The organism is Kyrpidia spormannii (assembly GCF_002804065.1).
Lineage (GTDB): Bacteria > Bacillota > Bacilli > Kyrpidiales > Kyrpidiaceae > Kyrpidia > Kyrpidia spormannii.
Map to the genome: position 1 here is coordinate 1,316,424 of NZ_CP024955.1, position 21,379 is coordinate 1,337,802.

A 21,379-nucleotide genomic window follows, 5' to 3' on the forward strand; every position below is an offset into this window, starting at 1 on the left:
TCCTGATCCCCGGGCCGGCATCGGCGTCACAGCGGCCCCGATTAACCGGCTTGCTTGACAGCGTCTTCATGGGATATGTCCTGGAACCAATGCAGCTCAACCCGGGTCCCCGTCGGGTTCCGGCGGGAAATGGTCAAGATTCCACCCAGGGATTGGGCTCGCTCCCGCATGGCCTTCAGGCCAAAGTGACGACCGGCATTCTCATGATCCGCCCATCCCTGATTGAAACGATGAAGGACGTCCTCGGGGATTCCGCACCCGTTATCTTCGATGATGACGCTAAATTGCTGACGGTAGGGCCCCACCGGACAGGCACCGAGGGTCATCCACGCTTTCGTGGCCCCGCTGTGCTTGCGGACATTTGCCAGGGCTTCCTGTACGATTTTGGTCACCTGATCGCCAATATAAGGGTCGCAGGTGTCCGGAAATTCGAGCATCGCAACTTCGACGGGGATCCCGGACCGCTGCTGGAATTCGGCCAGCCATTTGGACAAAAAATGTTTCAGATCCTTTCCCGCGTGAATGGTGAGGTCATAAAGCACGTGCCGCAATTCCACAAAACTGTCGTGGACCACTTCGGTGACATCCCGGAGTTTATCCTGGGCTTCTGCGACCCGACCCTGGGCGAGCAGCGACTGGACCAGTTTGAGCTGCATATGAGAGTAGGCGATATCCTGCACGACACCGTCGTGAAGGTCCCTGGCCAGGCGCTCTCGTTCCTGGAGCGTAAAGTACATTTCGTCGCGTTTTCGCCGCTCTTCTTCTAAGTGTCGGCGTTCCCTGAGGTCTCGAAGGCTCATGAGGAAGTACCGGCGGTTGCCGGCTGGAATATACGAGTAGGAGACAGCGACGGGGATCACATCACCCTGTCGGGAATGGATGTTCATCTCCACGTAGCTGAGCGGCGCCTTGGTATTCAATACGCAATGACCGAAGCACAGTGGCGCCAGGGCGAGATTCTCATCCTTGTCGTTGCGGCATTGCAAAAGTTCGGCACATGTGTCTGGGAATTGTTCGGTTTCGGCAAGCCCGACGAGTTCCCTGGCTGCCCGGTTCATAAAAACGATCCGGCGCTCCTCATCCGCCACCACCAAGCCATCCGAAGCGTGTTCCAGCAAAGCGTGGCAATACAGGGCCGGGTTATCCCCTTGTTCCTTCCTGTCACTCATCTTCATCGCCCCCCGTTCCCGACCGCCTGTGCCGAAAATACGTCCGTTTCGGCACACTTCTTTTTCAATTACTAGTATACCAGGTTTCTACCGGGGAGCAGGGAGAAAGAACTGGGGAAATCCGAACCTTCTCCAAAAAAATAGTCCCCTTTTGGGGACCTAGGCCACAGAATCTTCAAAGGGGGTCTGAAAGGAGTATAACACGTTTTTCCGCGTTAAAGCAACAGAGTTTAGAAAAGGTTGGAGTTCCGCGATGGATCATTCTTCGCTTAAAGTCACGAATTGATATCCTTGTTTCTTGAGAAAATCCAGTAGACTATCTAATGCTTCCAACATTCGGGGCTGATTGCCGCCACCGTCGTGAAAAAGCACAATCCTTCCAGGGCCCACCGTGTCTTTGACCACCGCTGTGATAGCCGTGGCATCCCGGCCGACGACCCAGTCCCTCGGGTCCACAGACCACATGGCGATGGGATGGCCGGTCTGGGCGGCCGCCTGCAGCACGGTGGGGGTCAATACGCCTCCCGCCGGGCGAAAATAATGGGGCCATATTCCGGTGATGCGCGCAATCACCTGATCGGCTCGTCGGATATCGGCGGCGACGGAATCTGGGGACATTTTGTCCAGACGGGCGTGAAGATATCCGTGATTCCCCAATTCATGACCCTCCGCCGCAATTCGTTTAACGATGGAAGGGTGTTTTTCGCAATGAATGCCTGTGAGAAAAAACGTGGCCCGAACCCGGTGCTTGCGAAGGATGTACAGGAGCTGCGGGGTGTAGATGGGGTGAGGACCATCGTCGAAGGTCAGGGCGATGCACTGGCCACTGTGTTGGACGGTACGGATGGGCGCGTTCTGTCCAGGGATCGAACTGTTCGCGGAAATGTTCCAGGATTGGCGATCGTTGGGATCGACCATTCGGGCGAGCGGATGGTGGCTTAGAAATGTCGGCGCGACGGCCATAAAAGCGACTGCCGTCAGATATAAAGATCCCAGCGGGCGACGTGATGTGTTGCGAAACAACATGACGGGTCCCCTCCGGGCTTTTGAGTACGTCGCATAGTGTAACCGGGCTAGCGACTGGCTATGATCCTGCTGATTGAGCCGAACCTTCCCGAATGAACCCGTGGCCGGTTTGGCATTTTCCCGGAGTTGTGAAACAATAAAGGGAAAGGCTTCGAGGTGTCTCGAGCGGGAAATCAGGAGGTTGGAGTACGGTGGAGCAGGAACAAGCGGCGTATATGACCGAAGAGGGATTACGCAAGCTCAAGGAAGAGCTGGAATGGCTAAAAACCGAGAAACGGGCGGAAGTGAAAGAAAGGCTCAAGATCGCGCGAAGTTACGGTGACCTGTCTGAAAACAGCGAGTATGATGCGGCAAAAGAGGAGCAGGCCTTTGTCGAATCGAGGATTCTCCAACTGGAAGACCAGATTCGCCGGGCGAAAATCATCCGGGCGGAGGACAAGGTGGAAGGAGTGGTATCCATAGGTTCCACGGTGACCATTCGCGAACTGCCGGATGGTCCTGAAGAGACTTACACCATTGTGGGAACTGCCGAAGCAGATCCGGGTAAATTTCGGATATCGAATGAGTCGCCCATCGGGGCTGGTTTACTCGGGCGCCGGGCAGGGGAAGAGGTGGGCATTCAGACGCCGGCCGGGGAGATCATATTCCGGATTTTGCGCATCCGTTGAATGACGCATAGAAAAATTGTTGACCGTCTGCCAATTCCTCTGTGCAGGGGTTGGTTTGTATGTTATGATGAGGGCATAAAGGCGCAAGGAGGCAGCTTCGTGAAAGGCAAAGTCAAGTGGTTCAATGCGGAGAAGGGTTATGGTTTCATTACGCCGGATGACGGCGGGAAAGACGTGTTTGTGCATTATAGCGCGATTCAGGAAGAAGGGTTTCGTACACTCGAAGAGGGCCAGGACGTCGAGTACGACATCGTGGAAGGTCCGCGGGGCCCTCAGGCAGCGAATGTCGTGAAGTTGTAAGAGCAATTGATGAATGTGCGGACGGGAAGCCAGAAAGGTTCAGCCACTGGCCTTAAGGCCAGTGGCTGTTGCTGTTTTTTGCGCTATGGCGCATGGGCCTGGGGGAAGAAACATATCTTTTTGAGGGCGTGCCAGAAAATAGGTTGACCGTTTTTCGGTAGACTGGTGTATAATCGGCGTAAGTAACAGTTTCTAAATCAGGGGGTAAATCTCCACAAAAAGAAGTCGGCGGCCTTCCAAGCGGCCGATCGACGGGAAAAGGGGGCTCAACATGGAGCGAATGAAAAATAGAGGGTGGTTGTTGGCCGGGGTCGTAGCCATGACCATGGTGGTGACGGGCTGTGGGGCTCAGAACAGCGCTGGAACTACGTCTGGCGGTTCAGACGCAGGGAAAGTCAAGAAAATCGGCATCATTCAAATAATGGATCACCCTGCGCTCAATGCCGCCCGAGACGGATTCATTCAAGCGTTGGCGGATGCGGGGTATAAAGAAGGGGAAAAGGTGACTTTTGATCGACAGAACGCCCAGAATGATCAGTCGGTGGCAAAAACGATCGCCGACAAGTTTGTCCGGGACAAGGACGACTTGATCCTGGCGGTGGCCACGCCCTCGGCTCAGGCTGTATACAACGCCACGAAGACCATCCCCATCGTCTTTACTGCCGTGACGGACCCGGTTAAAGCCGGTTTGGTTCAGTCCCTCGATCATCCGGGAACGAACGTCACCGGTACGTCGGATGCGGTGCCAATCGGTGAACAATTAAAACTGATTCAACAGATTCTCCCCCATGCAAAGAATGTCGGATTCCTGTACAATCCTGGAGAACCGAACTCTGTGGTGCAATTGGATCAGGCGAAGCAAGTTGCGCCGCAGTTCGGTTTTAACCTCATCCCTCAACCGGTTTCAGGGCTCAATGATGTAAAAGTGGCCACCGCGCAACTTACGAGTAAGGTGGATGCCATCTACGTTCCCACGGACAACACGGTGGTCTCTGCCATCGCCACGGTGGTCGCCACGGCCAAGGAGAAGAAGATTCCCGTTTTTGGTTCAGAGGAAGGTCAGGTGCAGCAAGGTGCTCTGATCACCAAAGGAATCGACTATAAGAAGCTGGGCTACCAGGCGGGGCAACTTGCAGTGAAGATTCTGTCCGGCGCCGATCCGAAAACCTTGCCCGTGGAGACGGCGAAAAATCTGGGCGTGGTAGTCAATCTCAAGACGGCCCAGGATCTCGGCATTACGATTCCCGATTCGCTACTTCAAGACGCCAAGAAGATCCAATAGGGGCGAATAACGTTGTTGGACATTCTACTCACCGCGGTAAGAGAAGGATTGCTGTTTGGCATCATGGCCATGGGGGTCTTTCTAACCTTTAGGGTTTTAAATTTTGCCGATCTCACCGTGGACGGCACTTTCGCCCTCGGGGCAGCGACGTACGCGGCCGTGGTGATCAGCGGTGGGTCTGTGTGGGTCGGGATTGCTTTGGCCCTGGCGGGGGGGTTTGCCGCCGGGGCCGTGACCGGTCTCTTACACACCAAGGCGGGGATCACTGGGCTGCTTAGTGGGATTCTCACCATGATCGCCTTATACTCGATCAATTTGAGGATTATGGGCCGGCCGAACATCCCGCTGCTGAGCGGGCAGGGGATTTTGGGGGTATTCGAGCCCTTGGGCCTCTCGCCGGACGCCAGCGCATGGGTTGTGTTCGTGTTGTTTCCAGGGGTGGTGTTCGTCCTTTTGGTGTGGTTGTTTCGCACCAAATTCGGTTACGTGTTGCGGGCCACCGGGGATAATATCCAGATGGTGAGGTCCCTCGGTGTGAATCCCGAGCGGATGGAGGTGTGGGGGCTGGCGCTCTCCAATGCCCTTGTCAGCCTCTCCGGTGCATTGGTGGCACAGTATCAAGGGTTCGCGGACGTAGGGATGGGTATCGGGACCATTATTGCCGGCCTGGCCTCGGTGATCATTGGCGAAGTGTTTGCCGGTTCCCGGGGCATGGGGTGGCTTTTGGCGGGTGTTTTCCTCGGGACCTTTGTTTATCGGTTGAGCATTGGACTGGCCCTGGTCCTTGGGTTCGAACCCACCGATTTGAAACTCCTCACGGCTATCATCGTGTTTCTCGCCTTGACGTTGCCGGCTGTTCGAAAGAAGGTGCGGTTCTCGTGATCGAGATCGAAGGCTTGCATAAAACGTTCCATCGGGGAACCGCCGACGAAGTGGCCTTGTTCAGAGATTTTTCGTTACGGGTCGAATCCGGAGAGTTTGTCACGATCATCGGAAGCAACGGAGCCGGGAAGTCGACATTGTTGAATTTGATTGCGGGAAGCATCCCACCGGATGCGGGGCGGATTGTGGTCAATGGCCGGGATGTTGGAAAAATGCCCGAGCACCGGCGCTCAGCTTTTATCAGCCGGGTTTTCCAAAATCCGGCGCTTGGCACGTCCCCTTCACTGACGATCGAGGAAAACCTTTCCTTGGCCGTGAATAAAGGCCGACCTTTCGGCTTAGGATTTGCAAGAGACCGCCGGAGACGGGAGCATTTTAAAGAACGTTTAGCGTCTTTGGGCCTCGGGTTAGAAAATAAATTGGATATTAAGGTGGGGGTTTTATCAGGGGGACAGCGCCAGGCTCTGGCGTTACTGATGGCCACGGAGGTGAGCCCCTCCCTGCTCCTCCTGGATGAGCACACCGCTGCATTGGACCCTAAGACGGCGGGAATTATTATGGAGATGACGAAGAAGCTGGTGGAGGAGCACCGGATCACGACCCTCATGGTCACGCACAACATGAAAAATGCTTTGGACTACGGCAACCGTTTGGTCATGCTCCACCAAGGTTCCGTGGTGGTGGACATTGGTGGCGACGCAAAACGGGGGCTTACCGTCGCGAAGCTCATGGAGCTGTTCGGAGAGGGCTCTGCCTTGTCCGATCGGATGGTGTTCGCGGAATTCAGTGAAGTCTAATCGGGGTGCGGGAACATGACCAAAGAATCCGGGGGCCGGCTGCCGCAATCCGGAGTGGCGAGGGAACTCAGACAGAAACTGATCCTGTACGTGTCCCTGGCGATGGTGTTTTTTGTATTGGGCTGGCTTCTCACCGTCCAGTATCGGTCGCTCCATTCGGGGGGCAATACGGAAGTTTCCCAAGACGCGAGCGAAGTCGCCCACCAGCTCGAAGCCGTAAAAGCCCGGAATCAACAGCTGGAGTCCCAAGTTCAGGATGTCCAGAAACAGATTGATGGGATCGAAAAACAGTATGGGGGAAACCTCGCATCATTCGAACAGATGCGCATGGACATGGACCGGGCGCGGATTCTGGCCGGCGCACCAGTGAGCGGCCCTGGGGTGACGGTGACGTTGGACAATGGTCGAGGGACTCAAACAGGGGGCGATAGACAGGCGGCGATCGTCGAGGAATGGGACGTCGTGCGCCTGGTCCAGGAACTTTTGGCCGGCGGGGCTGAAGCGGTGGCGGTGAATGGTCAGCGCTGGGCCATCGTTGACAGTCCGGCACCGGATTCTGCGCCTGTCCATCTTCACGCCCCTTATCAAATTCAGGCTATTGGGGATCCAAGCGTGTTGATGACGGCGCTGTCGATGCGGGGCGGCATCTTGGACTGGCTTCAGCAGAGGGGGCTCACAGTGTCCGCGCCCAAGGCGGTCAACACCCTTCACTTGCCCGGCTACGATGGGCGAAGATGGACCTTTGACATTCGGCAATAAGGTTTTTGTCGGGGGGCAGGTCCGGGTTGGTTGGCATGGCCTGGTTGCGGCGGGGTGCGAGAAGAATTTCCCTCGCGTACAAATACCCCCTTGTCAAAGACGATGGAGTTTGATAAAGTGTATCTTGTCGCCCGGAGGCGAGGGTGTTACAATCGCGCTTTCCTCGGTAGCTCAGTGGTAGAGCGTCCGGCTGTTAACCGGGTGGTCGCAGGTTCGAATCCTGCCCGGGGAGCCAATCCTGCTCCCATAGCTCAGTTGGTAGAGCGCATCCATGGTAAGGATGAGGTCACCAGTTCGAGCCTGGTTGGGAGCTCCATACACGGGTTATATCGTCGTTTCTGGACCGGCGGTATAGCCCGGGGCTCGGTAGCTCAGTCGGTAGAGCAGAGGACTGAAAATCCTCGTGTCGGCGGTTCGATTCCGTCCCGAGCCACCACATGCCACCTTAGCTCAGTTGGTAGAGCACTTCACTCGTAATGAAGGGGTCGGCGGTTCGAGTCCGCCAGGTGGCTCCATGATGGAGGGGTACCAAAGCGGTCAACTGGGGCGGACTGTAAATCCGTTGGCGTAGCCTTCGTAGGTTCGAATCCTACCCCCTCCACCAGAGGTTGCCCGGCTGGGGTCGGCGACCGACGCGATACTGGGGAGACGGGCCTATTGGATGCGAGATCAGGTATTGACGATTGATGCGTAAGGTGATAGAATAAAGGTCGCCGTTGCAACCTGCGGACGTGGCGGAATTGGCAGACGCGCAAGATTCAGGTTCTTGTGGCCGCAAGGTCGTGGGGGTTCAAGTCCCTTCGTCCGCACCATGCGGAAGTAGCTCAGGGGTAGAGCATCGCCTTGCCAAGGCGAGGGCCGCGGGTTCGAATCCCGTCTTCCGCTCCATAAGTGGCGGCATAGCCAAGTGGTAAGGCAGAGGTCTGCAAAACCTTCATCCCCGGTTCGAATCCGGGTGCCGCCTCCAATCCCGGATTGTCCGAGCACTGAAACGGTGTGGGCCGAAAACTTGGCCATGCGGCAAGACTTGTTTCCAGTGGACCTTAAGTCTTAAACAGTTGATGAGGTTTTATGTTACGAAGACCTTTTTTCCCGGAATCAGCATAGCGACTTCCTCAAAGGGGGTCGCTCTTTTCTATTATGGATGGTTTGGATGAACAACTGTGTCTAGAAATCGGGAAAGCCAAAAAGAGGGCAGTCGGGAGGTGTCCAAGGTGAGCTTGGATCCTAGGGTGCGCGAACTTTTGGACCAGATGGATTTTTCCGCGGTCACCCCCAAGGCGGGGGCCGATCCCGCCGCGCTTCTGCGAGACGAGGGAGTGCAGAGACATTGCCCCGGAAGAGGCGCCGTCGGTGGTAGCAGGATTTGTGCCCGTGTTGGACATGACGGCCGAAGATATTCTGCAGAAGAACCCGCGATTTTTAACCCGAGCCAAGAATTTCGACACCTTTTTCAGTTTTGGACCGGAACTTGTGACGGTGGATGAGGTTGAGGATCTCGCGGGATTGAAGGTAGGCACTTATCTAAACAGCCGATTGCACAGGGAAAACGTGGTGGCCAATATGATTTTTGACCCGTGGTTCCTCGTTTCCTTTCATTCCCGGGTCATGACCTTTGAGCCCGGGGATATTCTCTCCACCGGAACGCCCGGCGCGGCAGTCATCCGGCCGGGGGATCAAGTGGAATGCCGGATCACAGGTTTTCTCCCCTTGGTCAATCCGGTGGGGCGGTACGAACCGGCACCTTCAAAGGTATAAACTGCCCGTTGACACCAGTCCTGTTTCGTGATACAACAATATGCGTACCCCGTTTTCGGGCGACCGAACGGCCCCGGGACAGGGCTGGGTATGACGCGGCAGTAGCTCAGCGGGAGAGCACCACCTTGACGCGGTGGGGGCCACAGGTTCGATCCCTGTCTGCCGCACCACAATCTTGTGCCCGTAGCTCAGCCGGATAGAGCGTCTGACTACGAATCAGAAGGCCGGGAGTTCGAATCTCTCCGGGCACGCCAGAGTTCCGCGCGTAGGCTGTACCTCGTCGAGGGCGGCCTTTATTTTTTGGATGGATACAAAGAATTGTCTGCGCCTCCGAAAAGCTCCCACCCGCCGGTTTGGTGTCCCTCAACGAATTTGGAGGGCGCGGCGGGTCGACTTTTTGAGGAAAACTTGTAAGGCCATTTCGGAAGGCGGGATCGGAGGCGCGCTACAGTTTTCACCGTCTGTCTCACAATGGCCTATGTACGGCCGATTTTATCCGTGGTGAGTGCGGGCCTGGAACTCTTTGGTCCATGCGTGGATTAGCGAGCACAAACTTTGAACGGCGTCGGCGATGCCGGTGGCTTTGGGTGGATTGGGATTGCCACTGGTTCGGTGGTGAAACGCGATTTCGATGGTACCTTGTTGACCGAGGCTGACCAGGGCTCCGGAATGTTGAAAAAGGTGTAAGGGAGGTTCATCGCCTGCGTGGGCGCTCCGCAACGGGTCTGGCCTGAAACTCACCTGTAGTCGCACGGTGAGTTCGAGGTAGGCGAAGATCGGGGCGTCGTGAGCGGGGGTAATGGGATAATAGTGGATTCGCGCACTATATCCGGGCCCATCTGGAACGGAAAAACCAGTGTCCTGAAGTGAAGAGATCAGAAGATTCACGGCACGTTGTACATCTTCGGAAAAAGGAAGGCGATGATTGAGACCGAATCGCCCCTCCAATTTAGAAGAAATCCCCATGGCGTCTTCCCCCCTTCGGTGTCATCCGCCAAGCCCTCATCTCTATCTTAATGCAAAAGTTGTGAAAAAAGAAAGAATAAATCATGGACGTGTTGGACACCCTCCCGGCCGGGTGTGTCCTGAGGCTCGCGGATGAGACCCGCATGTGGGGGTGCGCTCCGCCCGATGATCGGAATCACCCTGCCTCCGGGCGGAACACCTCCGCAATCTGTTCAAAAGCCCAATCCAACTCTTCTTTTTGAATCACCAAAGGCGGGGCGAACCGGATGGTCATCTCGTGCGTTTCTTTGCATAAGAGGCCGCGGTCTTTCAACTTTTTGCAATAGGGCCGGGCGGGCGACGTCAATTCCAGGCCGATAAACAGTCCCCGCCCGCGGACTTCCCGGATGGCCGGGTGGTGGAGGGTTCGTAGTCGGACCAGAAAATATGCTCCGAGTTCTCGGGATCGTTCCACAAGGTTTTCGTCCTCGATGACCTGAAGGGCGGTGACAGCCACCGCTGCTGCCAGGGGATTGCCGCCGAAGGTCGATCCGTGGGAACCAGGTTCGAAAACTCCCAAAATGTCATGATTTGCGGCCACCGCTGACACCGGGTACACCCCTCCGCCCAGGGCTTTGCCCAGAATATAGAGATCGGGGGTGACATTTTCCCAGTCGCAGGCAAACCACTGTCCCGTTCGTCCCAGGCCGGTCTGAATTTCATCTGCAGCGAACACAATCCCATTCTCCGTACAAATCCGCCGAACCTCGCGAAGATATCCGTCGGGCGGGAGGATGATCCCCGCTTCCCCTTGAATCGGTTCGAGAAGCACTCCAGCGGTATGAGGGCCTACAGCTTGGCGCAGGGCCTCGACGTCCCCATAGGGCACGACCCGAAAACCCGGGGTGAGGGGGCCGAACCCTTCCTGGTATTCCGGCTCCGAGGAAAAAGAGATCACAGTGGTGGTCCGCCCGTGAAAATTCCCGGCGGCGACAATAATTTCTGCCTGGTTTTCGGGGACGCCTTTGATTCGATAAGCCCAACGGCGCATGGCTTTGATGGCGGTTTCCACCGCTTCGGTTCCCGTGTTCATGGGGAGAATGGTGTCCTTATGAGTCAACTGGGCCAACCGTTCATAGAACAGGCCGAGCTTGTCATTATAAAAGGCCCGGGAGGTTAAGGTGATCCGGTCCGCCTGGGCTTTGAGGGCCTCGATGATTCGGGGGTGGCGGTGTCCTTGGTTGAGGGCGGAATAAGCGCTCAGCATGTCGAGATAGCGCCGACCCTCTACATCCTCCACCCAAACCCCTTCCCCTTTCGTCAATACAACCGGAAGGGGGTGGTAATTCCGGGCCCCGTATCGGTCTTCGCGTTCGATCATCGAGTTTGCGAGACTACCCACGTCATTCCCTCCTGAGTTTTCCCATTTTAAAAATGGCTGCCTGGGCAGGATCGCCTGATCAGTCCTCGTTGTGGTGTCGCTCCATCAGTATATTCTGCTCCACTACGCCTCATTTCCTCCGGGTTCCTACAGCGGCGGCGAGAAAGTTTCTATGACCGCGGCGGTTACATTCTACGGAAAATAGTACGATTGAACTATTGATGATTTCTTTCAGAACATTTATAGTACAATCATCCTAGTCTATTGTTTCCTCAACTTGATCTCAGTCTCCATCCTCGACGAAATTATGGGAAAGGAGGGCGTGGTGTGGCGATGCGCGAAGCTTTGGAGATGACGGCGGATCCCCTTTTGGAGAAGCTGGACGATGTCGAAGTGCAGCGGGCATTGGTTGCGCTGCTCGACAGACTTCCGGAGTTGGTCGCTATGATCGATGGGGTGGAACGGGCAGCCCATTATGTGCGAGCCGCGGCCTCCGATGAAGGCAATCTCGAACGCTTTGCCGAGGCGATCCGCGAACCGGTTGACATGGTGAGTCAGAAGATTCGGCCAATGTTAGACGGCCAGGATATGCTGGAGGCTGCGACGGTTTTGCCAGCATGGCTTCGTCTGATGACCGAGATGGCCCATTCGGCGGACGCCATCTCCGCCGGGCTCAAAACGTTACGCCAACTGGAGCAGGCGGGGTTGCTCCGGGCGTTGCAGGCGTTGGGGGATGCGATTCGCCCGGGCGTTTTGGACGACTTGGTCCAAGTGGTGGGGCGTTCCATTCGGGAAGCTGATCAGGATACGACGGTGATTTCGGTGTTTGGCATTCTGCGCATGTTGAAAGAGCCGGCGGTGCAGCGCCTGCTGCGGGTTGTGTCTACGATGTTGCGCAACTTGTCTGAAAACCAAAAAAGTTGAGAACAATATCACCGTACTTGTCTGATTGTAGGCACCTTTACGGATCATCGATCTATCCATAGGGGGGAATCACGTGGGACTGACGTTATTTTGGTTGCAGGCCCAGGCGTGCAGCGGCAACACCATGTCATTGCTCAACGCCGAAGAGCCGGATTTGACGGAATTCATCACCCGTTACGACGTGGATGTGTTGTACCACCCCTCCCTATCGCCCATCTGGGGGGAGCAGGTGCACCGATTGCTTCGCCAATTGGCCAATGAAGAAATCAAGCTCGATATTTTCGTCGTGGAAGGGGCCATTCCCCTTGGGCCGAATGGGACGGGGTTGTACAACACCTTTGCCGACCGCCCCATTAAGGACATCGTGCAGGAACTGGCGGCTGTGGCGGAATACGTGGTGGCGGTGGGCGATTGCGCCACCCACGGGGGATTTCCGGCCATGGATCCGAATCCCACCGATGCCGTGGGGCTTCAATACTTAAATAAACAGCACGGGGGTCTTCTCGGGGCCGAGTATCGATCCCGGGCGGGGTTGCCCGTGGTGAACATCACCGGCTGTCCGGCTCATCCGGACTGGCAGTTGCAGACCTTGATGGCTATTGCCGAGGGGCTCGGGCCGCTCCTCGAATTGGACGAATATGCGCGTCCACGGGCTTTCTATGGAAAGATGACCCACACGGGGTGCACCAATAACGAGTACTACGACCACAAACATTCCGTAAAGAGTTTCACGCAACAAGGTTGTCTCTTCTTTGACAAAGGCTGCCGGGGACCGTACACGCATTCGGACTGCAACGTGCGGTTGTGGAATCGGCAATCGAGCAAGACCCGGGTGGGATCACCGTGTCTCGGATGTACGGACATCGGGTGGCCCAACGAGAACTATTCGGTGGAGCGGCCTTTTTATAGCCGGGAGCAGTTGACCCCGATGCGGGAAGATTCCCGGGTTCTGCCCTATGGCCTCGGGAAGATCTTCAGTTATGTGGCGACTCCGGCGGAACTGGAAGAGCGAAAGGTGCTCTTCAGTCCTGAGGTGGATCGTCGGCCCCAAAATCTGGTGGGGATTGAAGAGATCAAGGTGCTGAGCGACTGAAGGAATTGCGAAAAGCTATCGATGAATCGATAGAAGGGGAGGATGTCCGTGGCGGAAGGAGCCCAGATGTCGGCGGCAAAAACAAAGGGGCAGCAGCGAATTCGGATCAGCCCGGCCGGTCGGGTGGAGGGCGATCTGGATTTTGAAGTTGACATTAAAGACGGCCGGGTCACCCGAGCTGAGGCCCGGGCGGTGATGTTCCGGGGGTTCGAAAAGATCCTTAAAGGGAAAGATTCATGGCTCGGCATTACCATGACGCCCCGGATTTGTGGAATCTGCGGGATCGGGCACATCACCAGCGCCGTCAAACTGGTGGATATGGCCAGCGGCAACGGGATCGGCGGGGTGGATCTACCGATTCAGGCCAGGATCGTGCGCAATATCGTCGGATCGACGGAGAGCCACATGAGCGGGATCCGGCATCATTGGTTGCTGTTCGGGCCGGATATGGTTAACGAAGCTTACTCCGGGTGGAGTGAGTACGAGAAGCTCAAGGAGCGCATGCAACCCTTTACGGGGACCTCGTACCGAGCCGCGGTGGCCTGGTCGAAAAAGGCCGTGGAAATCACCGCGATTTTTGCCGGTCAACAGCCGCATCCCGCCTCCTTTGTCCCCGGCGGTGTGACCAGCAGCCCGACCCTTGGGGATATCACCAAATCCCTGGGCATTTTGCAAGATGTCCGGGAACATTTTATCGAAAAGCATATTTTGCACGGGAAATTAGAGGATTACCTAGCGATCCGCACTTGGGAGGACCTCCAGGAATGGCTCGGCCGCGGGGATCACGAAGACAGTGACCTGGGGTTGTTCATCCGGCAAGCCCTGCATTTCGGCTGGCACACCTGGGGCCGGGGAACGGGGTATTTTCTTGGGTACCCCTCTTACGAGACGGAGCCGGGCCAGTTTTGGTATCCGGGTGGTTTGTACTCCAGCGCCTTCATGTACAATGGCACGTACGAGCCCGTGGGGGATCCGCTGGAGTTCCAACAGCAGATCATGGAGCACCACGCCCACTCCTTCTATCAGGGCGAGGGACCGTTCCACCCGTCCCAGGGGCAGACCGAGCCGATTGCTGATCTCCAGAATCCGGGGGACAAATATTCCTTTGCCAAGGCGCCCCGGTTCCGGGGGCTGGCGGTGGAGGTGGGACCCTTCGCCCGGTTGCTCACTCAGGGAGATCCCCTGATCCGGGATATGGAGAAGAAACTCGGTCCCAGCGTGTTTTTGCGCCAGTTCGCCCGGATTCACGAAATTATGACCGGGCATGTGGTCATTCGGGATTGGATTAAATCCGTTCATCCTAAAGGACCCTTTTACCGGGAAACGCCCCGATTGGTCAAAGATGGGATGTTTTTCGGCTGGCACGAGGTGCATCGGGGAGCTTTGGCCCACTGGGCGGAATTCAAAGATAACCGGATCGTGAACTACCAGATCATTGCACCGACTACCTGGAATATCGGCCCCCGGGACGCCTTGGATCAGCCCGGAGCCGTGGAGCAGACGGTGATGGACATCCCGGTGGAGGACCCGACCAATCCCGTGGGCTTGCAGCATGCCCTGCGGTCTTACGACCTGTGCCTGGTCTGCACGGTGCACGCCGTGCAGGGCGGCCGGGAGGTCCAGCGGTTCACCTTGGGGTTGTGAGGGGTCTAAAGCGAGGATGTTGCAGCCGATCCACATGATTTTCTTGGGCAATCCCTTGTGGGGAGATGACGGGGCGGGGACATACCTGCTCCGTCGTTTCTCTCGTCTTCGGGAATCCCGGGGGAGTTTGTCTCGTCAAGGTCGACCCGTGGTGCTGATCGATGGGGGAACGGGGGGATTGAATTTGCTTAATGCCTTCGATGGGGCCGGACGCATTGAGGTGTTCGATGCGGTGCAGAGTGGGGGGCACCCTGGGGAGGTGTACCGGATTCCGGGAAGGCAGGTGGAGTTCTGGCCGGCCCGGTCCTCCCACGATTTCGGCATTGAGCAGGTGATTCGCCTGTACTGCGAGATCAGCCCGGATCCTCTGGATCTCGATGATATCGTACTCTATGGGATTGAAGTCAAAGGCCTTGAGTTCGGGGAGTCTTTGTCGCCACCCGTCCAACAGGCCTGCGATCGATTGTTCAACCGCCTCGTGGAGGAGCTTGATCCGTGAAGAAAGACACATGGCATGGGTGGGTGGAAGAGTATCTCGCCGGGGGGGAGTTTGCGGGGGGATACGGAAGGCCGGAGCGAACGGATGAAGATGGGGCATGGGTAAGGGCGCGGGAGACGCTAGGTGCTTGGCTGGCAGGACATGTTGAAGAGGTCGCCGGGGAGGAACCCGATAGGGGGAAGTTGCGCGAATCTGTTGAGGAGATGCTGTACCGATTGGCGCTCTCCGGGGCGGGGAGCGCGGAATTGGATCGGCACCTCGGGGTGCTCAAGGCGTTCTCCGCCTGGTGCGTTGCCGCGGGAAAGTTGTCCTTCGATTTTGCCGGTGACATTCCCTGGATAGGTGAAACGGATCCCGGACTTGTCGCGCATATTCGCGGAAAATGGGCTTTGAACGATCGATTTTATGGCATCGAGGAGAATGGTTGAAGGGAGGGATTCGGGATGTGTTTGGCAGTACCGGGGCAAATCCTGTCCATCGAAGGGGAAGGGCGCACGGCCATGGTGGACATGGGCGGGGTGAAGCGACGGGTGAGTCTGGAGCTTTTGGACGATGTCCGGGTGGGTCAATATGTGCTGGTGCACGTAGGGTTTGCCCTCCAAACGATCGACGAGGCCGAAGCCCGGGAGACCCTTGAGATACTGGAAACGTATTTTCGAGAGGAGTTGGAGGCGGAGACGGGAGGAGGTGATCCGAGGGGATGAAGTACGTCGACGAGTATCGGGACCCGGCGATGGCCGAACATCTGATTGAGGAGATCAGAAGACTGGCTGAGGAGCCGATTTCCATCATGGAGATCTGCGGCGGGCACACCCATGCGATTTTTCGCGCGGGGATCGACCAAGTGCTGGAGCCGCAGATTCGTTTTCTCCACGGTCCCGGATGTCCGGTATGCGTGACGCCCATTGAAAAAATCGATCGCGCCATTGCCCTGGCCAGGCGACCGAAGACGATCATCGCCACCTACGGGGATATGTTGCGGGTGCCGGGGTCTGAGTCGACACTCCTGAAGGAGAAGGCCAAGGGCGCCCAGGTCAAAATGGTCTATTCCAGTCTTGATGCCGTGGCCTTGGCGGAAAAACACCCGGACTTCGAAGTGGTGTTTTTTGCGGTGGGGTTTGAGACGACCATTCCGGCCAATGGCTTCAGCATTTTGCGCGCCCGGGAGCTGGGTCTTCGGAACTATTCCGTGTTGTGTAACCACGTTTTGGTTCCGCCGGTGATCCGGTTTTTGCTGGAGGATCCGGATGTGCAAATCGATGCCTTCATCGGCCCCGGTCACGTGGGGACGGTGGTGGGCAGTGAAGATTACCGGTTTATTGCAGAAGAGTTTGGCCGGCCGGTGGTGATCTCCGGCTTTGAGCCCAACGATATTCTCCAGTCGGTGTACATGATTCTCAAACAGCGTCAAGAAGGGCGTCGCCAAGTGGAGATCCAGTACTCCCGGGCGGTGAAGCCCGAGGGCAATGTCCGGGCCCGGGCTGTCCTCAACCGGATTTTTGAGCCCGTGGATCAAGAGTGGCGGGGCATCGGGACGATCCCTCGAAGCGGAATGGCGATCCGGGAGGAGTTTCGGGACTACGATGCGGAATTTAAGTTTCAATCGGCGCTCACCCTCTCCCCGGCCCAGGAATCCCCGGCTTGCATTTGCGGAGAGATCACAAAAGGTGTGAAAGAGCCCTGGCAGTGCGAATCCTTTGGCACGGCTTGCACTCCGGACAATCCCATCGGGACCTGCATGGTGTCTTCGGAAGGGACGTGTGCCGCTTATTACAAATATCAGTTTCTAAAACGGGCGGCAGGAGGGATGTTGGGCTGATGGAGGAACGACGGACGCCACCTCGGGCGCATACCCTTCCGGAAACCATTCAGTTGGCTCATGGAACCGGGGGGCGCCTGACCCACCAACTGATCGAACAATTGTTTCTGGAATATTTTAGAAATCCATACTTGGAAGGGATGAATGACCAAGCGATTCTGCCCGGAGAAGGGGGGCGCTTGGCCATGTCCACGGACGCTTTTGTGGTGAAACCGTATCGTTTTCCCGGCGGCAATATCGGCGACCTGGCCGTCAATGGCACGGTGAACGACCTGGTGGTCGGGGGAGCGACCCCACTTTATCTGAGTGCTTCGTTTATCTTGGAAGAAGGGTTGCCGGTCCGGGATTTGGTTGAAGTGGTGGAGTCTATGGCAGCGGCGTCCGCGGTGGCCGGGGTACAGGTGGTGACCGGGGACACGAAGGTGGTGGAGAGAGGTTCTGCGGACGGGCTGTACATCACCACCTCCGGGATCGGTCGGATCCCGGAAGGGATCGACTGGGGACCGCACCGGATCCGGGAAGGGGATGTGGTGATCCTTTCCGGCAGTGTCGGAGACCACGGAGCCAGCGTGATGATCGAACGATTCGAGATGGAATTCGACACCCAGATTGAAAGCGATACCGCTTGTTTGCGGGATTTGGTGGAAGCGGTGCGGGATGTTCCCGGGATTCGCTGCATGCGGGATCCCACCCGAGGAGGGCTCGCGACGACCCTGAACGAGTTGTCCCAAAGCAGCGGGTTGAATCTGCGCATTCGGGAACGGGACGTACCGATCCGGGATGAGGTGCGGGGGCTTTGCGAGGCCCTGGGGATTGATCCGCTTTATGTGGCCAACGAAGGGAAGCTCGTGTGTGTGGTGGCGCCGGAAGAGGCCGAAGAGGTGGTCCGGAGGATGAGGCGGGTCAAGGAAGGGCGCGAGGCGCGTATCATCGGGGAAGTCACCGGGGAGCTCCCGGGGTTGGCGAGCCTTGAGACTCTCTTGGGTGCGGTGCGGGTGTTGGATCTGTTGGCGGTGGAGCAACTGCCGCGAATCTGCTGACCTGGGGTGGAGGGGATGCACGAGCTGAGCATTGCGGAGAGCATCGTGACCATTGCTGCGGAAGAAGCGGCCCGCCTGGGTTCCCGGGTTCGGTCGGCGGTGGTTCGGGTGGGGCGGTTGGTTCAGATCGAACCTGAGAATTTGCTTTTCTGCCTCGGCATCCTGCGGGAAGACCGGGAGGAGACCCGGGGGGCGGAGTTCACTATTGAAGAGGAGTCCCTTCAATTGTTGTGTCGCGAGTGTGGGCATAAAACTGTGACTTCTGAGGTGGTTTTTGCGTGCGCTGCGTGCCGGTCGTCCAAGGTGGACGTGGTGGCCGGCGATGCGTTGGAGATTTTGTCCATGGAGGTGGATGTCGGTGAAAGTGGATGTGAACCGGAGTGTCCTGGAAGCCAATAATGAGATTGCGGAGCGGCTACGGGATACGTGGAGGAGCCGGGGCATTTTTGTGCTGAATCTGATCAGTTCACCGGGTTCCGGAAAGACCACCCTTCTGGAAAAGACGTTAGAAGGGCTAAAGGGGCGGATCAAGGCCGCGGTCCTGGTGGGGGACGTGCAAACGGACAATGACGCCCGGCGACTGGCGGGGCATGGGGCGGAGGTCAAGCAGATCGTCACCGGCGGGACGTGCCACCTGGAGGCTCACATGATCGAAAAGCACCTCGAAGCGGTGGACGGGGAAGACCTGGAACTTCTGATCATCGAAAATGTTGGAAACTTGGTCTGTCCGACCTCTTACGATCTCGGCGAGGACGGCAAGGTGGTGTTGGTCAGCGTGACGGAAGGTGAGGACAAACCGCTCAAGTATCCGGCCATCTTCCACAAAGCGAGGTTGGCGCTGATCACCAAAACGGACCTGGCTCCCCATCTCGACTGCGATCTCGAAGAGTTGCGCCGCAACATCACTGCGGTGAATGGCCAAATTGAAGTGCTTGAAGTGTCTGCCCGCACGGGCCAGGGGATGGAGGGCTGGCTGGAGTGGATTCTCACCCGGGCGGCAGAAAAACGTGGTGTGGCACCCCGGGAATCGGAGGAAGGCGCCCGGGCATGACCGAGCGGGTGCGGGTGACAGTGGCGGGGACGGTGCAGGGGGTGGGGTTCCGCCCCTTCGTGTACCGCTTGGCCTCGGAGATAGGGCTCACGGGAGAAGTGTGTAACCGGGGGTCCATCGTCACCGTGGATGTGGAGGGGTGCGGTGGAGATCTTGCCCAGTTTTTGCGTCGACTTCAGAGCGAGGCTCCCCCGGCAGCCCGGATCGACGATCTCGGGGTGGAACGACTCCGCCCAGTGGGTTACCAAGATTTAAAAATTGTATCGTCCGAGGACGGAGACCGGGTTTCGTTTGGTATTCCGGCGGATTTAGCGATTTGTCCCGATTGTCTCCGGGACATGGCGGAGCCAACCAGCCGCTACTATCGATATCCCTTTACGTCTTGCACCCAGTGCGGTCCCCGGTATACCGTGTCCAAGCGGCTGCCCTTCGACCGGGAGACCACGGTAATGGAGGATTTTCCGCTTTGTCCGGAGTGTTTGCGGGACTACCGGGATCCGGGCTCCCGAAGGTTTCACGCCCAGACCACCGCCTGCCCCCGGTGCGGTCCGGTGTTGCGGTGGATTCCAGGTGAGGGGGGCGAGGGCGAGAAGACCGGGGAAGACGCCTTGAAGGCGGCCAAAGATGTCCTTCGTTCCGGGGGTGTCGTGGCCGTGCTCGGAATCGGCGGGTTTCACCTGGCCGTGAACGCCCTGAACGAGCAGGCGGTTCGCCGACTCCGGGTGAAAAAGCACAGACCTACTAAACCCTTTGCCGTGATGATGAGCTCGGAGGCGGTGAAGGTACACTGCGTACCCAGTGCTGGAGAATGGCAGGCGCTGACGTCGGCGGTGCGGCCGATTGTCCTTCTCCAAAAGCGCCCGGATTCGCCGGTGGCCGGCGAGGTGGCGCCCGGGATGGACCGGTTGGGCGTATTTCTCCCTTATACGGGGATTCAAGTGTTGCTCATGGAAGATGCGGATTTGTCCGCCTTGGTCATGACCAGCGGAAATCTCAGTGGGGAACCTCTTGCTTATGAGGTGGAAGACGGCCTGCGGCGCTTAGCTGGACTGGCGGAGGGATTTTTGGTCCACAACCGTCCGATTCTCCGGCCGGTGGATGATTCGGTTCTTTACGTGGACGGGGATGTCCCTCGGGTGATACGGCGGGGTCGGGGTATGGTCCCGGAAGGGTTTCGGATTGGACGCCGGGACGAGGCTGCGCCCGTGGTGCTGGCGGTGGGCGGGGACCTCAAGAATGCCGTGGCGGTGGCGGCGAAGGGAAAATTATGGCTCAGCCCGCACATCGGGGACTTGGATTCGCCAAGGGCCCGGGAGGGTTTCCGACGCCAGATCGAATGGCAACTGGAAACTCTGGGGGTTGCCCCAGATGTGGTGGCTCACGATCTGCATCCCGGCTATGTCAGTACGGCGGAAGCCCTCGGGAATTGGGAGAAAACCTTGGGTGTCCAGCACCACCACGCCCATTTGGCGGCGGTCATCACCGAACACCGGGCGACGGGGCCAGTACTCGGCGTCATTCTAGACGGTACGGGCTATGGGGAAGATGGCGGAATCTGGGGCGGGGAGATGCTTCTTGGCGACTGTCGGTCGGTGCTGCGGATCGGGCATTTGGAACCCCTCCGAATGGTGGTGGGGGATCAGGGGACCCGGGAACCGTGGCGGTTGGTGGTGAATTATTTCTATGCTTTAGACTTGTGGGACCGTTGGGCGGACTTTGTGGTCGACCGGCTCGGCATCCCGGCCCGGAGTTTGGAGGCTTTGATTCGGGTGCTGAAGAGCCGATACCCGGGCTATCGATCTTCCAGTGCCGGAAGGCTGTTTGATGTGGTGGGAGCTTTGGTGAGCCGGAGAACGGAGGCGACCTTTGAGGGAGAGTTGCCGATGGGTTTGGAGGCACAGGTAGACCCGGGCGTCAAAGAGCGATACAATTTTCATATAACGGAGCGGGACGGCCGTTGGATGGTCTCGCCGGGGATCCTCGATGCAGTGTGTTGGGATTTAGCCGCCGGGCGACAGGATCGGGTGGCGACGAAGTTTCACCGGGGATTCGCGGCGGCGTGGGCCGAAGCGGCATTCCGGGCGGCGACGCGGCATGGTGTGTCGACGGTCGCGGTGGGAGGTGGGGTTTGGCAGAACCGTTGGTTGTTGCGCTGGTTTGTGGAGGATCTAGAGAACCGGGGACTGCGGGTGCTCATCCCCAGGAGGTGGCCGGCGGGGGACGGGGGCCTGGCGGCCGGGCAGGCGGCTGTGGCTTTGGCCAAGTTGAGAGAAGGTGGAGGCTGAAAACTTAGGCCAAAAGGCCTCGATGGTGCCACGGGATGTGGCAACAACTAGGGGGTG

Annotated in this window: 22 protein-coding genes and 10 tRNA genes; 28 read left to right on the forward strand and 4 right to left on the reverse strand. The window is 57.7% G+C overall.

Annotation, left to right across the window (positions count from 1 at the left end; all coding sequences use genetic code 11):
• Positions 1-41: 41 nt before the first annotated feature.
• Complete coding sequence (locus tag CVV65_RS06555; RefSeq protein ID WP_198592154.1) at positions 42-1,169, reverse strand: sensor histidine kinase; 1,128 nt, start codon at positions 1,167-1,169, stop codon at positions 42-44.
• Between the two features lie 258 nt (positions 1,170-1,427).
• Positions 1,428-2,195, reverse strand: a complete 768-nt coding sequence (locus CVV65_RS06560) for a polysaccharide deacetylase family protein (protein WP_100667463.1) — start codon at positions 2,193-2,195, stop codon at positions 1,428-1,430.
• 191 nt (positions 2,196-2,386) lie between these two features.
• Here CVV65_RS06560 and greA point away from each other — a divergent pair, with 191 nt between their 5' ends.
• From greA to CVV65_RS06645, 17 genes are all read left to right on the forward strand, one after another.
• Positions 2,387-2,863 (forward strand): transcription elongation factor GreA, encoded by a 477-nt coding sequence (greA, locus tag CVV65_RS06565; RefSeq protein WP_100667464.1) that lies wholly within the window; start codon positions 2,387-2,389, stop codon positions 2,861-2,863.
• Positions 2,864-2,962: 99 nt separating this feature from the next.
• Positions 2,963-3,163, forward strand: coding sequence for a transcription antiterminator/RNA stability regulator CspE (gene cspE / locus CVV65_RS06570; protein ID WP_013075938.1), 201 nt, complete (start codon positions 2,963-2,965; stop codon positions 3,161-3,163).
• Between the two features lie 271 nt (positions 3,164-3,434).
• A complete protein-coding gene (locus tag CVV65_RS06575) occupies positions 3,435-4,445 on the forward strand; it encodes an ABC transporter substrate-binding protein (RefSeq protein WP_100667465.1) in 1,011 nt (336 codons plus the stop codon).
• Positions 4,446-4,457: 12 nt separating this feature from the next.
• On the forward strand, positions 4,458-5,327 hold the full coding sequence (locus CVV65_RS06580) for an ABC transporter permease (RefSeq protein WP_100667466.1): 870 nt from the start codon (positions 4,458-4,460) through the stop codon (positions 5,325-5,327).
• Positions 5,324-6,124: an ABC transporter ATP-binding protein gene (locus CVV65_RS06585; protein WP_100667467.1), complete on the forward strand. Its 801-nt coding sequence runs from the start codon at positions 5,324-5,326 to the stop codon at positions 6,122-6,124. The genes CVV65_RS06580 and CVV65_RS06585 overlap by 4 nt, the downstream gene beginning before the upstream one ends.
• A gap of 15 nt (positions 6,125-6,139) precedes the next feature.
• Positions 6,140-6,883: a DUF881 domain-containing protein gene (locus tag CVV65_RS06590; protein WP_100667468.1), complete on the forward strand. Its 744-nt coding sequence runs from the start codon at positions 6,140-6,142 to the stop codon at positions 6,881-6,883.
• Between the two features lie 160 nt (positions 6,884-7,043).
• A tRNA-Asn gene (locus tag CVV65_RS06595) sits at positions 7,044-7,118 on the forward strand.
• A gap of 5 nt (positions 7,119-7,123) precedes the next feature.
• A tRNA-Thr gene (locus tag CVV65_RS06600) sits at positions 7,124-7,199 on the forward strand.
• A 44-nt stretch (positions 7,200-7,243) separates the two neighbouring features.
• Positions 7,244-7,319: transfer RNA gene (locus CVV65_RS06605), tRNA-Phe, on the forward strand.
• Between the two features lie 3 nt (positions 7,320-7,322).
• Positions 7,323-7,398, forward strand: a tRNA-Thr gene (locus CVV65_RS06610).
• Positions 7,399-7,402: 4 nt separating this feature from the next.
• Positions 7,403-7,487, forward strand: a tRNA-Tyr gene (locus tag CVV65_RS06615).
• Between the two features lie 121 nt (positions 7,488-7,608).
• Positions 7,609-7,695: transfer RNA gene (locus CVV65_RS06620), tRNA-Leu, on the forward strand.
• Between the two features lies 1 nt (position 7,696).
• A tRNA-Gly gene (locus CVV65_RS06625) sits at positions 7,697-7,771 on the forward strand.
• Between the two features lie 5 nt (positions 7,772-7,776).
• Positions 7,777-7,850, forward strand: a tRNA-Cys gene (locus CVV65_RS06630).
• Between the two features lie 323 nt (positions 7,851-8,173).
• Complete coding sequence (locus CVV65_RS06635) at positions 8,174-8,641, forward strand: fumarylacetoacetate hydrolase family protein (RefSeq protein ID WP_269148842.1); 468 nt, start codon at positions 8,174-8,176, stop codon at positions 8,639-8,641.
• Between the two features lie 95 nt (positions 8,642-8,736).
• A tRNA-Val gene (locus CVV65_RS06640) sits at positions 8,737-8,811 on the forward strand.
• Between the two features lie 7 nt (positions 8,812-8,818).
• Positions 8,819-8,895 (forward strand) — tRNA-Arg (locus tag CVV65_RS06645).
• A 238-nt stretch (positions 8,896-9,133) separates the two neighbouring features.
• Here the strand turns inward: CVV65_RS06645 and CVV65_RS06650 are convergent.
• On the reverse strand, positions 9,134-9,607 hold the full coding sequence (locus CVV65_RS06650; protein WP_100667470.1) for a hypothetical protein: 474 nt from the start codon (positions 9,605-9,607) through the stop codon (positions 9,134-9,136).
• A gap of 175 nt (positions 9,608-9,782) precedes the next feature.
• Complete coding sequence (locus CVV65_RS06655; protein ID WP_100667471.1) at positions 9,783-10,967, reverse strand: ornithine--oxo-acid transaminase; 1,185 nt, start codon at positions 10,965-10,967, stop codon at positions 9,783-9,785.
• Between the two features lie 327 nt (positions 10,968-11,294).
• Between CVV65_RS06655 and CVV65_RS06660 the strand changes: the two genes are divergently transcribed.
• From CVV65_RS06660 to hypF, 11 genes are all read left to right on the forward strand, one after another.
• The gene (locus CVV65_RS06660; RefSeq protein WP_100667472.1) at positions 11,295-11,891 is read left to right on the forward strand and encodes a helical membrane plugin domain-containing protein; all 597 of its coding nucleotides are present in this window, start codon (positions 11,295-11,297) and stop codon (positions 11,889-11,891) included.
• Between the two features lie 73 nt (positions 11,892-11,964).
• Positions 11,965-12,984, forward strand: a complete 1,020-nt coding sequence (locus tag CVV65_RS06665; protein WP_197945576.1) for an NADH-quinone oxidoreductase subunit B family protein — start codon at positions 11,965-11,967, stop codon at positions 12,982-12,984.
• Positions 12,985-13,026: 42 nt separating this feature from the next.
• Positions 13,027-14,628, forward strand: a complete 1,602-nt coding sequence (locus CVV65_RS06670) for a nickel-dependent hydrogenase large subunit (RefSeq protein WP_100667473.1) — start codon at positions 13,027-13,029, stop codon at positions 14,626-14,628.
• Positions 14,629-14,644: 16 nt separating this feature from the next.
• Positions 14,645-15,127, forward strand: a complete 483-nt coding sequence (locus CVV65_RS06675) for a hydrogenase maturation protease (RefSeq protein WP_157935419.1) — start codon at positions 14,645-14,647, stop codon at positions 15,125-15,127.
• Entirely contained in the window at positions 15,124-15,555 is a 432-nt protein-coding gene (locus CVV65_RS06680) for a hypothetical protein (protein ID WP_100667475.1), read from the forward strand. Before CVV65_RS06675 ends, CVV65_RS06680 begins: the two co-directional genes overlap by 4 nt.
• A gap of 15 nt (positions 15,556-15,570) precedes the next feature.
• Complete coding sequence (locus CVV65_RS06685; RefSeq protein ID WP_100667476.1) at positions 15,571-15,831, forward strand: HypC/HybG/HupF family hydrogenase formation chaperone; 261 nt, start codon at positions 15,571-15,573, stop codon at positions 15,829-15,831.
• The gene (gene hypD / locus CVV65_RS06690) at positions 15,828-16,946 is read left to right on the forward strand and encodes a hydrogenase formation protein HypD (protein ID WP_100667477.1); all 1,119 of its coding nucleotides are present in this window, start codon (positions 15,828-15,830) and stop codon (positions 16,944-16,946) included. Before CVV65_RS06685 ends, hypD begins: the two co-directional genes overlap by 4 nt.
• Positions 16,946-17,986: a hydrogenase expression/formation protein HypE gene (gene hypE / locus CVV65_RS06695; protein WP_100667478.1), complete on the forward strand. Its 1,041-nt coding sequence runs from the start codon at positions 16,946-16,948 to the stop codon at positions 17,984-17,986. Before hypD ends, hypE begins: the two co-directional genes overlap by 1 nt.
• 15 nt (positions 17,987-18,001) lie before the next feature.
• On the forward strand, positions 18,002-18,385 hold the full coding sequence (locus CVV65_RS06700; protein ID WP_100667479.1) for a hydrogenase maturation nickel metallochaperone HypA/HybF: 384 nt from the start codon (positions 18,002-18,004) through the stop codon (positions 18,383-18,385).
• Entirely contained in the window at positions 18,345-19,037 is a 693-nt protein-coding gene (gene hypB / locus CVV65_RS06705) for a hydrogenase nickel incorporation protein HypB (RefSeq protein ID WP_407928394.1), read from the forward strand. The genes CVV65_RS06700 and hypB overlap by 41 nt, the downstream gene beginning before the upstream one ends.
• Positions 19,034-21,322, forward strand: coding sequence for a carbamoyltransferase HypF (hypF, locus tag CVV65_RS06710; protein WP_100667480.1), 2,289 nt, complete (start codon positions 19,034-19,036; stop codon positions 21,320-21,322). Before hypB ends, hypF begins: the two co-directional genes overlap by 4 nt.
• The last annotated feature ends 57 nt before the right edge of the window (positions 21,323-21,379 follow it).

Coding starts and splice junctions, on each gene's coding strand:
- CVV65_RS06555 (WP_198592154.1), bottom strand. CDS start 1,169: ATGAGTGACAGGAAGGAACAAGGGGATAACCCGGCCCTGTATTGCCAC.
- CVV65_RS06560 (WP_100667463.1), bottom strand. CDS start 2,195: ATGTTGTTTCGCAACACATCACGTCGCCCGCTGGGATCTTTATATCTG.
- CVV65_RS06575 (WP_100667465.1), top strand. CDS start 3,435: ATGGAGCGAATGAAAAATAGAGGGTGGTTGTTGGCCGGGGTCGTAGCC.
- CVV65_RS06590 (WP_100667468.1), top strand. CDS start 6,140: ATGACCAAAGAATCCGGGGGCCGGCTGCCGCAATCCGGAGTGGCGAGG.
- CVV65_RS06650 (WP_100667470.1), bottom strand. CDS start 9,607: ATGGGGATTTCTTCTAAATTGGAGGGGCGATTCGGTCTCAATCATCGC.
- CVV65_RS06655 (WP_100667471.1), bottom strand. CDS start 10,967: ATGATCGAACGCGAAGACCGATACGGGGCCCGGAATTACCACCCCCTT.
- CVV65_RS06670 (WP_100667473.1), top strand. CDS start 13,027: ATGTCCGTGGCGGAAGGAGCCCAGATGTCGGCGGCAAAAACAAAGGGG.
- CVV65_RS06675 (WP_157935419.1), top strand. CDS start 14,645: ATGTTGCAGCCGATCCACATGATTTTCTTGGGCAATCCCTTGTGGGGA.
- CVV65_RS06685 (WP_100667476.1), top strand. CDS start 15,571: ATGTGTTTGGCAGTACCGGGGCAAATCCTGTCCATCGAAGGGGAAGGG.
- hypD (WP_100667477.1), top strand. CDS start 15,828: ATGAAGTACGTCGACGAGTATCGGGACCCGGCGATGGCCGAACATCTG.
- hypE (WP_100667478.1), top strand. CDS start 16,946: ATGGAGGAACGACGGACGCCACCTCGGGCGCATACCCTTCCGGAAACC.
- CVV65_RS06700 (WP_100667479.1), top strand. CDS start 18,002: ATGCACGAGCTGAGCATTGCGGAGAGCATCGTGACCATTGCTGCGGAA.
- hypF (WP_100667480.1), top strand. CDS start 19,034: ATGACCGAGCGGGTGCGGGTGACAGTGGCGGGGACGGTGCAGGGGGTG.